Origin of the sequence: Streptomyces sp. NPDC058691 (genome assembly GCF_042714775.1) — a bacterium.
GTDB lineage: Bacteria > Actinomycetota > Actinomycetes > Streptomycetales > Streptomycetaceae > Actinacidiphila.
Window position 1 is genome coordinate 52090 of record NZ_JBHXSO010000036.1, and the last position, 15710, is coordinate 67799.

At 71.1% G+C, this 15710-nt stretch carries 8 protein-coding genes; 3 read left to right on the plus strand and 5 right to left on the minus strand.

The genetic code is table 11. The features are described 5' to 3' along the window. Positions 1-176: 176 nt before the first annotated feature. Both ACFWVC_RS24590 and ACFWVC_RS24595 read right to left on the minus strand, forming a co-directional pair. Entirely contained in the window at positions 177-1550 is a 1374-nt protein-coding gene (locus ACFWVC_RS24590) for a polysialyltransferase family glycosyltransferase (RefSeq protein WP_384290023.1), read from the minus strand. A gap of 2 nt (positions 1551-1552) precedes the next feature. Then, positions 1553-2521 carry a glycosyltransferase family 2 protein gene (locus tag ACFWVC_RS24595; RefSeq protein ID WP_384290026.1) on the minus strand — a complete coding sequence of 323 codons (969 nt, stop codon included), beginning with the start codon at positions 2519-2521 and terminating at the stop codon, positions 1553-1555. Between the two features lie 536 nt (positions 2522-3057). On the opposite strand from ACFWVC_RS24595, the gene ACFWVC_RS24600 reads away from it, so the two are divergent. The 3 genes from ACFWVC_RS24600 to ACFWVC_RS24610 all read left to right on the plus strand — a co-directional run bounded on the left by ACFWVC_RS24600 (position 3058) and on the right by ACFWVC_RS24610 (position 8024). Continuing rightward, positions 3058-4416, plus strand: coding sequence for a hypothetical protein (locus ACFWVC_RS24600; RefSeq protein WP_384290029.1), 1359 nt, complete (start codon positions 3058-3060; stop codon positions 4414-4416). Next, positions 4413-6734 (plus strand): glycosyltransferase, encoded by a 2322-nt coding sequence (locus ACFWVC_RS24605; RefSeq protein WP_384290032.1) that lies wholly within the window; start codon positions 4413-4415, stop codon positions 6732-6734. Before ACFWVC_RS24600 ends, ACFWVC_RS24605 begins: the two co-directional genes overlap by 4 nt. Positions 6735-6908: 174 nt before the next feature. Beyond that, the gene (locus tag ACFWVC_RS24610; RefSeq protein ID WP_384290036.1) at positions 6909-8024 is read left to right on the plus strand and encodes an acyltransferase family protein; all 1116 of its coding nucleotides are present in this window, start codon (positions 6909-6911) and stop codon (positions 8022-8024) included. 95 nt (positions 8025-8119) lie between these two features. Here the strand turns inward: ACFWVC_RS24610 and ACFWVC_RS24615 are convergent, their stop codons facing one another. The 3 genes from ACFWVC_RS24615 to mfd form a co-directional block, all read right to left on the minus strand. Next, entirely contained in the window at positions 8120-9268 is a 1149-nt protein-coding gene (locus ACFWVC_RS24615; RefSeq protein ID WP_384290039.1) for an acyltransferase, read from the minus strand. Positions 9269-9272: 4 nt separating this feature from the next. Then, positions 9273-11582, minus strand: coding sequence for a glycosyltransferase family 4 protein (locus ACFWVC_RS24620; RefSeq protein WP_384290042.1), 2310 nt, complete (start codon positions 11580-11582; stop codon positions 9273-9275). 196 nt (positions 11583-11778) lie between these two features. Further along, positions 11779-15327 (minus strand): transcription-repair coupling factor, encoded by a 3549-nt coding sequence (gene mfd / locus ACFWVC_RS24625; RefSeq protein ID WP_384290045.1) that lies wholly within the window; start codon positions 15325-15327, stop codon positions 11779-11781. Between the last annotated feature and the right edge of the window lie 383 nt (positions 15328-15710).

The following is a 15710-nucleotide window of genomic DNA, read 5'->3' on the forward strand; positions in this document are numbered from 1 at the left end:
TTGCCCGTCTTGGACAGATTTTGACGTCGCAATCAGGCTTCGCGGGACCGGCCCAGCAGCGCCGACTCACCTGTGAAGGACGGGAGAAGAAGAAAAAGGGCCGGTGTCCTCACCGGGGAGGACACCGGCCCTGACGGGCGTTCACGGCGGCGGGCCGCCCGCGACCGGCCGCCGGGTCAGGCCCGCAGCCGCCGTCGCGCCGCGCGCACCACGCGGCGCACCGTGGCGTTGCCCTTCAGTCGCTGGGCGGTGCTGAGCGGGTCCCCGCCGGGCAGGCGCAGGGAGGTGAGCCGGCGGCGCCGGAAGTAGTACTCGGTGTCCGGGCCGATGTTCGCCCGCAGCCACGCGGCCGCCTCCGCGCGCATCCCGGGGTGCATCTTGGGCTGCATGCAGAAGCCCACCGTCCGCACCAGCGCGGGCAGTTCCGCGGCGTCGCCGCCCTTCGCGCCGGGGACGGCGACGTCGGGCACGAGGTGGTCGACGATGGTGAGCGGCATGCGGTTGCTGTTCTGGTACGGCGTCAGCCGGTCCAGCACCAGGCGGGTGCCGGTACGGGCGATCGCCACGCCGAAGTAGGCGCGCGCGGTCAGCATCGCCGTGGAGAAGCAGCCGACGACCAGGCTCGGCCGGCAGCTCTCGTAGAGCGTCTCGGCGAGCAGCGGACCGTCCAGGACGCGCAGCCGCACGCCCTCGGCCGCGGCCACCTCGTCCAGCGCCCGCGAGTAGCTGGCAGGGGCGGTGGGGTGCGGCTTGAAGACGATCGAGCGGTGCCCGGCGGCGATGGCGCCGCGCAACATGGTGACGTGCAGTTCCTCTTCCTCCTGCGCGGAGAGGATGCGCAGGGCGGCGAGGTACTGGCCCAGGAGCACCGCGGTGGGCGGCTCGTCGGCGAGCGCGGTGAGCCGGGGGTCGTCCGCGGCCTCGACGGCGATCTCCTTGAGCACGGCGGTGAAGGCGTCGTCCGGGACGAGTTCGGGCTCGGCGCCGGTCTCGGTGAGCAGCAGCGGGCGCAGTCCGGGGACCAGGTCGAGGTGCAGGACGCGCTGGACGCGGCTGCCGAGCGGCCCGGCCAGCTTCTCGCGGGTGGGGCCGTAGCTCATCAGGCCGTCCGCGTACACGTGGATGACGCTCTCGGCGAAGATCGTGACCAGCGCCTGCGCCGGGTTGACCTGGATCGACTCCACCGCGAGCTCGACCGGGGCGTCGCCCAGGCCCCAGGCGTGCCGGAACAGCCGCTGCCAGATGGGACTCTCGTCCTCCTCGGGCGCCCACTCGCTCGGGTGGTGCGGGTGGATCACCGCGTTCCAGGAGATGACCTCGTCGAAGCGGGAGGCGATGCGCTCGTAGCCGTACATCTCGGAGAGCTGGACGGCCGACTCGGGCACCGAGGCGTTGTTGCTGACCAGCAGGATGCGGCGGGTGCCGGCGTGCGGGCCGAAGAGGCCGGCGTCCAGCGCGGCGGCCAGCGTCGCGGCGCCGTAGAGGGTGGAGGCCTCGAAGATCTGGACCCGGTCGTGGTTCCGGTCGTGGTTCATGCGCTCGCCGTCCATCGTCAGGCCGCCTTCCGCGCGTCGGCGCGCAGCCGGCGCAGCAGGTCGGCGCGCTGCTCGTCCATCTCCGTGAGGGTGCGGTCCAGCACCTCCTGGGGCATACGGCCCAGGACGGCGGCGGAGCGGCGCTTCAGCTCGCGGCTGGTCTCGGAGTCGTAGCGGCGGGCGTTGGACATGTGGAACGCGATGAGCGCGCAGTACGTGCGGACGATCTTCGGCAGGAAGCGCTCGGCCTCCCGGTCGCCCAGCACGTCGTCCATGATCGCGTCGTGCGCGGGTATGAAGTCCAGCTGGCGGCCGTCGCTGATCTGCGTGAGCGAATTGCTCACCCCGCGCCGGTAGAAGACGCCGATCGGGCGGATGACGGCGAAGGACTCGGCCGTCAGGTGCAGCCGCCAGACCCACTCGCGGTCCTCGGCGGTGCGCAGGCTGGTGCTGTAGCGCATCGCGCCGTCCGCGAAGAGCCGGCGGTGGTAGATCCCGGCCCATACGAAGGGGTAGTCGACCATGGTCTCCACGTGCGGCGGCGCGATCGCGTCGCGCGGGTGCAGCACGGTGTCCCAGACCTTCGCCGGGGGGCGGTGGACGACGCGCTCGCGGCCGGTGGCCTTGATGTGGCCGGTGCGCACGAAGTCGCAGCCGAGGCCCTCGATGCCGGCGACCAGCTTGTCCAGGTAGCCGCGGTCGTACCAGTCGTCGCCGTCGAGGAAGGTCAGGTAGTCCCCGGTGGCGGCGTCGATGCCGGTGTTGCGGGCCTGGGCGATGCCCTTGTTCTGCTCGTGCCGGATCACCGTCATGCGCGGCAGCCGCCGCTTCCAGTGGTCGAGGATCTCCGGCGTCCCGTCCGTCGATTGATCGTCGACGAGAAGGAACTCGGTGTCCGCTCCCGCGTTGTTGGCAAGGCCGCACAACATGTCGTGCGCGAATGCCTGAATATTGCGGAACGGTACGATTACCGACAGTTTGGGCACCTGGGAATCCAGACGATCTCGAGGCCATGCACGGAAATCCGGCCCTCCGGTTTCCCGCCGGAAGGCAAGCTTATCGGACTAGATCCACTCGAGGCATCGGGGTCCCTGCGGAGAGGTTAACGGACGGCATACGGGTGCCAAACTCACACCATCCGGACCTGCCCGCCCCCCGGCACCCGTCCCGACCTGCGGCCGGACCCCCGGCCGGACCGGCGGCCGGGTCCCGTTCGATGCATGCCCGGGAAGCCCCGTTCGCGTCCATGTAGAGCCGTGTTCACTTGGACGTCACATCCGGTCCCTATCGTGATCAGCTCCGCTCGCGTGCCGCTCGTGTGTTCACCATGCGTCCGCGCAGGCGGCTGCCAGTAGATCCGCGCGGGAAAGCCATCCAGTTCTCCCCCAGCGGCCGTGTCATTGTTGGGAGCAGCATGGTCAAGATCCGGGCTGGATGGCTCGAGAAAAGATTGGACGGTGCCGCGGGGGCGGACGGTCCGATCGCATCCGTTTCCGTCGCGGAATGCGTCCGGTCCTGTGCCGTGCACGGGGGCAAGCTCGTCAAGAACCTGGACTACAAGAAGATCCAGCTCGGCGAGACCATCCGGGAACTGCTGTCCGTCTACGCCGCGGCGATGACCGACGCGGGGAACGCGGCGGCGATCGCGGGCTCCAAGAGCACGTGGCCCAAGTCGAACCCGGAGCTCTTCGACGCGCTGCTGGAGGTCGGTCACAAGGCCATCGACGTCCGCGGCGGTGACGAACTGCGGCTCGCGCTGCGCATCACGGACTGCGTGCTCGGCATCCGCAAGCAGTCCCGGGCGGGCTGGCGGCTGCGCGCGCGCACGATGGAGGCGATCGGCGACGACGCCGCCACCGTCGAGGCGTACGAGCGCTACCTGGCGCTGACCGCCAAGGACGACCTCGGTGTCGCCGGCCGGATCAGCAAGCTCAAGGACAGCGGCGAGCGGCTGGGCGACACGATCCGCCTGCTGCAGAAGGAGACCCCGGGCGCCCAGGGTCTGCGCGGCGCCGACACCGAGCTGTGGTCCGAGGGCCTGGCCCTCAAGGACGCCGGCGACTGGGAGCGCGCGGAGTCCCGCCTGGTGGCCGCGCTCGTCGCGATGGACGAGCAGGACCGCCCCGGCCCGCAGGTGCGCGCCGCGGTCGCCGACCTCGTCAACTTCCGGCTGGAGCAGGAGAAGGGCCGCGCGGGCGAGTCCCGCGAGCTGTTCAAGCTCTACGCCGACGACCGCCGCCTGCGGGACCTCGACCCGATCGCGGACCCCGCGATGACCGGCACCCAGGTCGTCGGCCTCAGCGACTTCCGCAACCTGATCGCCGGCAAGACCATCTGCCTGATCGCGAACTCGCAGCGGGTCGGCGACAGCACCATGGGCAAGGAGATCGACTCCTACGATCTCGTCGTCCGCTTCAACTCCTTCAAGATCGACGCGCCGGCCACCGGTACCAAGACCGACATCCACGCGACGATCCACATGCACGACTTCAACTGGGACAAGAAGGTCGAGACGCGGCTGATCTTCAGCGGCAGCCACCACCAGTGGCGCAACTCGGTCCGCCGCCGTCTCGTCCCCGGCGCCCAGCGCTACGTCGGCGACCGCACGCTGCGCTGGCCGCTGCGCGACATCGGCCAGGTCGGCGAGGACCAGTGGAAGGCCATCCCCACCAGCGGTTTCAACATGCTGTGGCTGCTGGACTTCCTGGACGTCAACCCGAAGATCGACCTCATCGGGTTCGACTTCTACGACAGCGGTGCCTACCGGCTGCAGGAAGCGATGAAGCTGCCGATCGCCAAGGTGCACGGCTATTCAGAGGAGAAGGAGTGGGTCATGGCCCGCGCCCAGGAAGTGACCGAAATGAGGATATCGCTCCGATGACCGCCGCCCCTCTCCCGGTTTCGGCAGTGCGGAGCGAGACGCTGACCGGCAAGCGCCGCATCGCCTTCGCCAGCTATGTCGACGAGAACTACCTGCCGGGCTTCCTGACCCTGCTGCGCAGCCTCGCCCTGACCAACCAGACGATCTGCGAGGACTTCATCGTCCTCTACGACGACCTGCAGCCGGCCTCGATCACCGCGATCCGCAAGCTGCACCCGCGCATCGTCATGCGCCGTGTGGTCCCCGAGCGGTACGACGACTTCGTCAAGGGCGACCCCGAGAACTACCTGGTCCGCAAGGCCTACTTCATTCTCGATGTCTTCCGCATCCGCGACTACGACACGATCATCACCCTCGACACCGACATGGTGGTCCTGGGCGACCTGAGCGAACTGCTCCGGATGCGCCACGGCGTCGGCGCGGTCCCGCAGTTCCTGCTGGACCAGTCGAAGCTCAACAGCGGTCTGCTGGTCATCCAGAAGGAATACCTGTCGGACGAGTTCTGCGCGCAGATCGACGAGGTCGGCCGCGCCGGCACGTACGAGCTCGACAAGCACGACCAGGGCATCCTCAACGCGCTGCTGGTCGGCAAGTTCATCCAGCTCGACGCCAAGTACAACTTCGTCAAGCGCCGCCTGTCCGGCAACCGCGCCGTGGACGACGACGTCGCGATCCTGCACTTCACGGGCCGGCACAAGCCGTGGAACGGCGGCGAGGCCGGTTACACCACGGCGCAGGAGGCATGGGAGGCCTACGAGCTCAACCACGCCGACTTCGTCCGCGAGTTCCTCGCCCTGCGCGGCGAGAAGCACCCGGACCTGCTGATCCACTTCGGCCGTGGCGTGGTCGTCAACGAGGGCGGCGACTACGAGCCGCTGCGCCAGGTCGCCGAGGCGTACCTCGCCAAGAGCCGGTACGAGGAGACGGTGGAACTCCTCAGCCGCAGCCGCATCCCGGCGCAGGAGTCCCGCCTGCACGAGCTGCTCGGCACGGCCCTGATGGCCACCTCGCGCTACGCCGAGGCCGAGGCCCACCTGCTGCTCGCCGGTGCCCACGCCCCCGCCTCCGCCCGTGTCTTCGGCCGGCTGGCGAACATGTCGTGGATCCTCGGCGACGAGGACAGCTCCCTGCAGTACGCCCTCACCGGCCTCAACGCCGACGTCGTCGACCGCGCCTGCCGGATCGCCTACGAGCGCTCCCGGCCGGAGTCGCGCAAGCCGATCGAGTCGGGCAACGCGGCCGAGCAGATCGCCCACGTCGCGTTCTACATGGACCGGCAGGGCAACGCGGGCGACAAGATCCTCCCCGAGACGGTCCGCCTGTCCTTCGGCCCCGACACCGGCGACCGCACCTGGCACTCCATCCACGCCCACAAGCTGTTCGACGAGGCGGCCCTGGAGCGGGTCAACGCGCGGCGCGGCCTGGTCATCGGCGGCGGCGGCCTGTTCATCCCGGACACCTCCCCGAACGGCAACAGCGCCTGGCAGTGGAACGTGCCGGACCACCTGCTGGAGAAGATCGACGTCCCGCTGGCGGTCTTCGCGGTCGGCTACAACGCGTTCGACGGGCAGTCGTACACCCGACGTCGCTTCGAGGAGAGCCTGCGCCTGCTGGTCTCCAAGTCGTCCTTCTTCGGCCTGCGCAACCACGGTTCGGTGGAGAAGGTCCGCGCGATGCTCCCCTCGGAGCTGCAGGACCGCGTGATCTTCCAGCCGTGCCCGACCACGGTCTCCCGTCAGCTGGTCCCCGGCTGGCAGGACCCGATCAGGCGCGACGACACGGTGCTCATCAACTGCGCCTACGACCGCGCGGGGCTGCGCTTCGGCCACGACTACGACCACTTCCTGCGGGAGATGGCCACGGCCGTCCGCGCCATCGGCAAGCACGCCGAGGTCCGCTACGCCGCCCACGCCCTGGACGACGAGCGCTTCGTCTTCGACCTCCGCCGCGAGTACGGCATCTCGCTGCCGGTCGAGCCGATGTACGACTTCGACACCGACCAGCTCCGCACCGCCTTCGCGCGCACCAAGCTCGTGATCGGCATGCGCGGCCACGCGGGCATGATCCCGTTCGGCTGCGGCACGCCCATCATCAGCCTGATCTCGCACCCGAAGATGGCGTACTTCCTGGCCGACATCGAGCGCCCCGAGTGGGGCGTCTCGGTCCACGACCGGGAGCTGGGCTCCGTCCTGTCCGAGCGCGCGATCGGCATGCTGAACAACCTCCAGGCGACCGTCGCCGACGTCCACGGCCGCCAAGAGGCGCTGTGGAAGGTCACTCAGGAGAACGTGGCGAAGCTGCACACCCTGATGGGCTGAGCCTTTCCCCCTCCCCGGGGGTCCGCGGTTCGCAGAGGGGGCGTCGTGTCGATGACATGACGCCCCCTCTGTTCCCTGTCCCACCGCACTCCAGTTCCACGTACTCCAGTTCCACCGCCCGCCGGCAGCGAAGCCGGACCGGCCACAGAAGCCAGAAACAAGGAGCCAACTGCGATGGAGCAGCCATCCGGTAGACCCGTGACCGCCGCGACGCCCGGTCCGTCCCGCGATCCGTGGTGGGACAACGCGCGGTTCGTCTCGGCCACGCTGATCGTCACGCTCCACACGATGGGGAGCATCATGGCGCAGCACCACGTGCTGCACTCCCTGCACCTGTCCACCTGGGCTCTGCGGGTGCCCGCCTTCGTGATCCTGGCCGGTGTCTTCAGCAGCGCCGGGCCGCTCGGCTCCCGTCAGCTGCGCGCGGTGCTGCAGAGCATCGTCGTCCCCGCGCTCCTGTTCAGCGTCCTGTTCTCGCTGGAGGCGTACTGGCTCGGGGCCGAGTTCACGCTGCACATCGCGCAGCTCCCCTGGACCCTGTGGTTCCTGATGGCGCTGTTCTTCTGGCGGCTGATGCTGCCCCTGGTCGTCCAGTTGCGCTATCCGCTGGTGATCACCACGTGCGCGGCCCTCGCGGTCGGCTACATCGACGATTTCGGGATGATGTTCGCCGCCAGCCGGACCATCGTCTACCTGCCGCTGTTCTACCTGGGCTGGAAGATCGGCCAGGGCTCCCTGCGGAGCTGGTTCACCAGCCGGTGGAGCCTGCCGGTCGCCGTCGGGGGACTTCTCGTGGCCGGAGTCGTCGGCTGGCTGTGGCACCGCGACATCAGCGGTGCCTGGCTGTCCATGAGCGAGGCCTACCGGCCCGAGGACCCCATGGCCATGCGGTGGGCGTGGCTGATCCGGCTGGCGATCCTCGCCTCGGCCGCGTTCCTGGTGCTGTGCTTCCTGCGGGTGGTGCCGCGGGGGCGGCTGCCCCTGATCTCCACGCTCGGCGCCGGCGGCTTCACCATCTACCTGCTGCACCCGCTGTTCATCATGCCGGCCCGGGAGTACGGCCTGATCAAGCGCGTGGACGAGCCGCTGGAGCAGCTGGGCCTGGTGCTGTGCGCCGTGGCCCTGTCGATGGTGCTCGGGTCCAAGCCCGTCCGCACCCTGTTCAAGCCGCTGATCCAGCCGCCCGTCACCCGGCTGTTCTCGCCGACGCCGGTCACCCAGCGGCCCGTGACCGTACCGACCGCCGTACCCGCGAACCCCGTGCCGCAGGAAGTCGTCCGCGCGAGCTGACCCGAGCTGACCCGAGCTGCCGCGAGAAATGACGGAGCCCCCGCCCGGCCGGGCGGGGGCTCCGTCGTCGTTCGCGGGCCGTTCGTGCCGCGCTCTCAGCCGAGGACGCGGCCCAGGCGGGCGCGGTCCCAGGCGAGGCTGGCGGCGAAGGAGAGCACGACCGTGACGACGGTGAGCGCCGCGAGGGCCGCGGGTGCCCGCAGGGGGCCGGCGCCGGCGGAGACCAGGTGCGGGGACAGCGCCTTGAGGAAGACCACGTGGACGAGGTAGGCGCCGAAGGCGGCGCCGCCCAGCCGGGTGAGGTGGGGCCGCAGCCGGGCGGGGACGGTCAGGCGGTTGAACGCCATCAGCAGCGTGCCGGCGAGCAGGGCGACGAAGAGGCTCGCGTAGGCCGCCGGGAAGTGGACGTAGTGCTCGTGCGCGACGGTGGCTGCCCAGGCGCAGCCGGCCGCCCCGAGCCAGAGCAGCCGGCGCCGCCGGCCGGTGGAGGCCGTCGCCGGGAGCGAGAGCAGCAGGGCGCCGGCGATCGCGTAGGCGACCTGGTAGGCGCCGAAGTTCCAGGCGGACCGCGGCAGGTCGAGGCCGAAAACGGTACGGGCGTCGCCCAGCAGGGCCGGGACGAGGGTCAGCGCGAGCAGCACCGCGGCCGGTCCCCACGGCCGTTTGCCGGCCCGGATCAGCACGACGACCGACAGCAGCAGGATCACCGGCACGTAGGAGTACAGGTACCACAAGTGGAAGGCGGGCTGGACGGAGCCGAAGAGCGCCTCGAAGGCGACCTTCCGCGTCGGGTCGGCGTTCACCCCCCGCACCCGCTCCCAGAGCAGGTACAGGACCGTCCATACCGCGAACGGCACCACGATGCGCGTCAGCCGCGTCCGGATCTGCCTGCTGTCCCGGGGCGGCGCCCCGGACAGCACGACCCAGCCCGCCATGGCGAAGAACAGCGGCACGGCGCAGCGGCTGAGGCCGTCGGCGACCAGCGCGGTCCAGTAGACGGCACGGCCCTCACCGGGGGTCCGGTGGACCGCGTTCATCAACTCGGCGGCGGAGTGGCAGACGATGACACCGACCGAGGCGAGGACGCGGAGCAGATCGATGTCGTAGCGGTGCTCACGGGGCCGGGTCCCGGCCTGCGCGCTCGGGCGCGTGGAATCGGCGGAACCAGCGACGGGACCAGCGGCGGGCCCGGCCGGCTCAGTGGGACCGGCGGGAGTGACGGGAGTGGTCGACAGTGCGGACATCGGCTCAGGCCCCGTCCTGCTCGCGCAGCTCGGCAACCGTTCTTTCGAGTTCGAGGATCGGGTGCTTCTTCAGCGCCGCGTTGCCGTAGCGCAGGGCGTCCTTGACCCGTCCGGCCTCGACCAGCCCCCGTACATGCGCGAGATGGCCCCCGGGAGTGCGGTCGGCCATCGGCGAGACGCTGGGGAGCGGCATCGTGGGCGCCTCGGCGGGGCCGCCGGTGCCGGCGATGCCGAGCGCGGCGTCCATGCGCTCGGCGAAGCGGGTGATGTCGAACAGCTCCTGGATCTGCGCGTACCCCTGCTCGTCGACCGGGTCGCCGAGCACCTCGCCGAGCGCGGCCAGGGCCGCCTCCGGGGTGTACTCGGAGAACCCGCGGTAGCCGCGGACCCCGCACAGCATCTCGTGGGTGCCGATGCCGTGGTGGCTGACCACCCGGAGCCGCTGCTGCACGGCCTCGACCGCGGCCAGCGGCATCGGGTCGTCCTCGCTGGACAGGAAGAGCACGTCGGCGTCGGCCAGTTCCTCGCGGATCCGCTTGCGCGGCAGCGCGCCGCGCCATTCGACCTGGTCGGACAGGAGCGTACGGTCCGACAACGCGCCCATGCGGTGGCCGAGCCAGCTGAAGCGCCACGGCAGCCCGAGCACGGCCGCCCGCTCGGCGACCCGGGAGAAGAGGTCGGCGCCCTTGCGGTCCTGCACCGTGCCGACCATCACGATGCGCGGCTCGGCGGAGACCTCGGGACGCGCCCGGCGCACGCCGGCGTCGCGCGGGACCGTGTTGTAGACCACCAGCGGGTCCACGGCGCCCTGCTTGCGGTAGTAGTCCGCCTGCGCCTGGGAGACGCACAGCAGCCGCAGCCGCGGCAGCAGGTCGAGCAGCCCTTCGTGGCGGTCGCTGCGGGCGGCGGCCTCCTTCTCGAAGATGTACTGCGTGACGTGGACGTAGACCGACACCTCGATGCCGCTGTCGAGCAGCGCGCGGGCCACCCGGTTGCCGAGCCAGTGCCGCCAGAAGAAGCCGAAGCCGTTGATCATGATGCGTTCGGCGCCCTTGAGGGCGTCCAGCACCGCCCCGGCGTTGGCGAACGCGCCGATGTCGAGGTAGCGGACGTCGACCGTTCCGCGGGAGATCAGGTCCTGGGTGTAGGTCAGGACGGGCAGCGCCACCCCGGTGACATAGCCGAAGTCGGTGCCGAGGACGGCGAGCGAGCGCGGCCGCCACATCCGTGCCCGGATGTCCTCCAGCGCCCGGTCGGCAGGGCTCACCACGCGGGCCGCGGGGGCCACGGGGGCGGCCGCGAGGGCCGCCGGCACCTGCGGGGTCACGAGTGCGGCGTCCAGGACGGCGCGCAGGACGCGCTCGGCGCAGTCGTCGCCGAAGGAGAGGAAGTGCTCGACCGGCTCACCGGTCGGGTTGCCCGCGAAGACGCCGTCCACCTTGAGCCGCATGGCGAGCTGCAGCAGATCGTCGACGGAGGCGGTGTTGCGTATGAGCGAGTGCTTGACCATCGGGAGGAGCTCGTTGAGGTCCTCGGGCATGTGCTGCGCGAGGGGCACACCGGCGCGCAGCACGGCCGGCCAGACGGCGCTGCGGGCGGCGACCACAAAGTCGTACGTGGACAGCTCGTCGCTCTCCGGCAGTTCCTTGGCCTCCTCGACCTCGCCGAAGGACCGCAGCGCCTCGGCGGCATCCGTCAGCTCGTCCAGGACGAGCACCCGCAGCGGCGTGCCGGGCTCGCTCGCGCGGCGGCCCACCTTCAGGCGCGCGACCCGCAGCAGCTCCGGGTCGTCGCTGAGACCCGGGGCGCCGGTGACGACCGCCGGGAGGTCCTGGGACCAGCTCCGGTGGGTCAGGGCGCGGTACGTGGACGGACCCCACACGCACACGGCCGACGGTGCGCTGTTGCCCCAGCGCAGCGCGTGCGCGCGACGGGCCGCGAACGCGTCCCGGTAGCGGAAGTCCAGCGGCCGGTCCTGCACCAGCACCACCGGGAAGCGGTCGCCCACGGCCCGTACGACCTGGGAGCCGCACGGCGTCTGGTCGTCCAGCAGGACGATCCGGTCGACGCCGTTGTCCTCGGCGAAGCGCCGCAGCCGTGCGCCGGTCTCGTACGCCAGGTCCGCGGGGCCGACCGGCTCGCCCGCCCGGAACAGCCGGTGCGCCGGCGGCTCACCGCCGTCCGCCCATCCCGCCCGTCCGGCGGCCTCGGACAGCACGACGGTCACGATGTGTTCCCCGGCCGGGTCGGCGCCGCGCAGTGCGGCGGCGATTCCGGTGGCCACGGGGCTTTCGGTGAAGACGGCAATGTGCATGGAGTCAGTTGTCCTCGGCAGCCTGCGGTGCGTATCAGGGCAGGCTATGGGACCGCCCGGGTGGCGCGGACCCCGTGGAGGATGAACATCTCCCACGGGAGCGTGTCCCCTCGGTGAACGTCGCATGTACACCGCCGGTCGGAGGGCCGCCTTCCTCTCTCCTGCGCGTCTCCTGCGCGCAATCGCGTGAGCCGCCTCAGCTGTCGAGCACCGCCGTCAGCAACTCCGCGGTCCACGACAGCAGTTCGCGCCCGACGACCGGCTTGCCCCCGATGCGCGCCGTGCTGGGGCGCGGGACGAGGATCTGCTTGGTGCCGGCCTTGACGACCGTGCGCGGGTAGAGCCGGTTCAGCCGCAGTTCCTGGGACTCGCGCAGTTCGACCGGCGAGAACCGGACGTTGGCGCCCTGCAGCGTGATGTCGGCGACGCCGACCTTGCGGGCCAGCAGCCGCAGTCCGGCGACCAGCAGCAGGTTCTCCACCGGCTCGGGAAGCTTGCCGTACCGGTCGGTGAGCTCCTCGCGGACGGCCTTGATGTCCTCCTCGGAGTTGACGGAGGCGATCGCGCGGTAGGCCTGCAGGCGCAGCCGCTCGCCGGGCGCGTAGTCGTGCGGGACGTGCGCGTCGACCGGCAGCTCGATCTTGACCTCCAGCGGGGCCTCCTCGGCCTCGCCGCCGCCCTCCTCCAGGGCCGCCCGGTAGTCGGCGACGGCCTCGCCGACCATGCGGATGTACAGGTCGAAGCCGACACCGGCGATGTGGCCGGACTGCTCGCCGCCGAGCAGATTGCCCGCGCCGCGGATCTCCAGGTCCTTCATGGCGACGTACATGCCGGCGCCCATCTCCGTGTGCTGGGCGATGGTCGCCAGCCGCTCGTGCGCGGTCTCGGTGAGCGGCTTCTCCGGCGGGTACAGGAAGTACGCGTAGCCGCGCTCGCGGCTGCGGCCGACCCGGCCGCGCAGCTGGTGCAGCTGGGAGAGGCCGAAGGTGTCGCCGCGCTCCACGATGAGGGTGTTGGCGTTGGAGATGTCGATGCCGGACTCGACGATCGTGGTGGAGACCAGCACGTCGAACTTCTTCTCCCAGAAGTCGACGACGACCTGCTCCAGCTGCGACTCGCCCATCTGCCCGTGCGCGGTGGCGACCCGCGCCTCGGGGACCAGGTCGCGCAGCCGCGCCGCGGCCTTGTCGATGCTCTCCACCCGGTTGTGGATGTAGAAGGCCTGGCCCTCGCGCAGCAGCTCGCGCCGGATCGCGGCGGCGATCTGCCGGTCCTCGTACGGCCCGACGAAGGTGAGCACCGGGTGCCGCTCCTCCGGCGGGGTGGTGATCGTCGACATCTCGCGGATGCCGGTGACGGCCATCTCCAGGGTGCGCGGGATGGGGGTGGCGGACATGGTCAGCACGTCGACGTTGGCCCGCAGCTTCTTCAGCTGCTCCTTGTGCTCGACGCCGAAGCGCTGCTCCTCGTCGACGATGACCAGGCCCAGGTCCTTGAACTTGGTCTCGGACGAGAAGAGGCGGTGGGTGCCGATGACGACGTCCACCGAGCCCTCGCGCAGCCCCTCCAGGACCGCCTTGGCCTCGCTGTCGCTCTGGAACCGCGACAGCGCCTTCACCACGACCGGGAACTGCGAGTAGCGCTCGGAGAAGGTCCCGAAGTGCTGCTGCACCAGCAGCGTGGTGGGCACCAGCACGGCGACCTGCTTGCCGTCCTGCACGGCCTTGAAGGCCGCCCGCACCGCGATCTCGGTCTTGCCGTAGCCGACGTCGCCGCAGATCAGCCGGTCCATCGGGACCGACTTCTCCATGTCCTCCTTGACCTCGGCGATCGTCGTGAGCTGGTCGGGGGTCTCCGCGTAGGGGAACGCGTCCTCCAGCTCCCGCTGCCAGGGGGTGTCCGGCGCGAAGGTGTGGCCGGGGGCGGCCATACGCGCCGAGTACAGCCGGATCAGGTCGGCGGCGATCTCCTTGACCGCCTTCTTGGCGCGCGCCTTGGTCTTCGTCCAGTCCGCGCCGCCCAGGCGGTGCAGGGAGGGCGCCTCACCGCCGACGTACTTGGTGATCTGCTCCAGCTGGTCGGTCGGGACGAACAGCCGGTCGCCGGGCTGGCCCTTCTTGGCGGGCGCGTACTCCACCACCAGGTACTCGCGGGTGGCGCCCTGGACGGTGCGCTGCACCATCTCCACGTAGCGGCCGACGCCGTGCTGCTCGTGCACGATGAAGTCGCCCGCCTGGAGCGTCAGCGGGTCGATGGTCTTGCGGCGCCGGGACGGCATGCGGCCCATGTCCTTGGTGGACGAGCGCTGGCCCGACAGGTCGGTCTCGGTGAGGACGGCGATCTTCAGTGCCGGATCGACGAAGCCGCTCTCGATGGAGCCGCAGGTGACATGGACGACGGCGGGCTCCACCGGCCCGGCCAGTTCGGTGTCGAGCCGGGCGGCGATGCCCTCGTTGCCGAGCACCTCGACGATGCGGGCGGCCGGGCCGTGGCCCTCGGTCATGTAGACCGTGCGCCAGCCGTCGGCGAGCCAGCCCTTGGTGTCGGCCAGCGCGCGGGCGGTGTCGCCGCGGTAGACCTCGGGGGCGTGCATGCCGAGCTTCAGGGTGTCGGCCTCGCCGTCCATGGCGTCCTCGTCGGCCCCGAACGGGCTGACCGACCACCACGGGGTGCCGAGCTCCCGGGCCCGGTCCCGGACGTCGGCGATGCCCCACAGCGAGGCCGCGCCCAGGTCGATCGGCGCCTCCCCGCCGCCCGCGGACGCGGCCCACGAGGCCTCCAGGAACTCCCGGCTGGTCGCCACCAGGTCCGCGGCGCGGGCGCGCACCCGCTCCGGGTCGCAGACCACCGCCATCGCCCCGGCCGGGAGTACGTCCAGCAGCAGTTCCATATCGTCCACCAGCACGGGCGCGAGGGACTCCATGCCCTCCACGGCGATGCCCTGGGCGATCTTGTCCAGCAGCTCGCGCAGCTGCGGGTGCTCCTCCGCGAGCGCGGCCGCCCTGGCCCGCACCTCGTCGGTCAGCAGCAGCTCCCGGCACGGCGGCGCCCACAGCCCGTGCTCGGCGACCTCCAGCGAACGCTGGTCGGCCACCTTGAAATAGCGGATCTCCTCGACGTCGTCGCCCCAGAACTCGACGCGGAGCGGATGCTCCTCGGTCGGCGGGAAGACGTCCAGGATGCCGCCGCGCACCGCGAACTCGCCGCGCTTCTCCACCAGCTCCACGCGGGCGTACGCGGCGGCCGCGAGGCCGTCCACGATGGCGTTCAGATCGGCGGTCTGCCCGGTGCGCAGCGCCACCGGCACGAGGTCGCCCAGACCCTTGACCTGCGGCTGCAGCACCGAGCGGATCGGGGCGACCACGACCCGCACGGGGCCGGCCGTCGGGTCGTCCGTGCTGGGGTGCGCCAAGCGGCGCAGCACGGCCAGGCGGCGGCCGACGGTGTCCGAACGCGGGGACAGCCGCTCGTGCGGCAGCGTCTCCCACGCGGGGTACTCCACGACGGAGTCGGCGGGCAGCAGCGACCGCACGGCCGCCGTCAGGTCCTCGGCCTCGCGGCCGGTGGCCGTCACCGCCAGCACGGTGCGGCCCGTGCGGGCCGCGAGCGCGGCCAGCGCCAGCGGGCGGGCCGCCGGCGGGCCCACGAGGTCGACGTGCGGGCGGTTGCCGTCGGCGGCGGCACGTAGCGCCTCCGCGAGCGCGGGGTCGCTTACGACGACGTCCAGCAGACCGTTCAGGCTCATGAGGCTTTCCGTCCCAAGGCAGGCAGGCAACGCGAAGGGCCCGACACGTGGAACGAGCCGGGGTGCTCCCAGCGTACGACGCTCCGCTGACACCGGGTGCCGCACGCTGCGCTTGCGGTCCGGTCGGGCTTTTTCCCCGCCCTCCCGCCCGTGTGCCCGGCGCGGTCTGGCACCCCGGCGCGCGTGGTTTGTGGGCCGGGTGCGGGGCCTCCGGGGCTGCACGTCCTGGACTGGGATATTTACGTGCGTTTCCAGCACCTGCTCATCCCGTCCCGCCCCGTATGCCGCACACAAATATCCCGCACCGTCCAGAACATCCACCCCTCCGACCCCGCCCCCTCGGTTTCGTCATGCGCCTGATCCCCAGTGGGGGATGTGGAGGC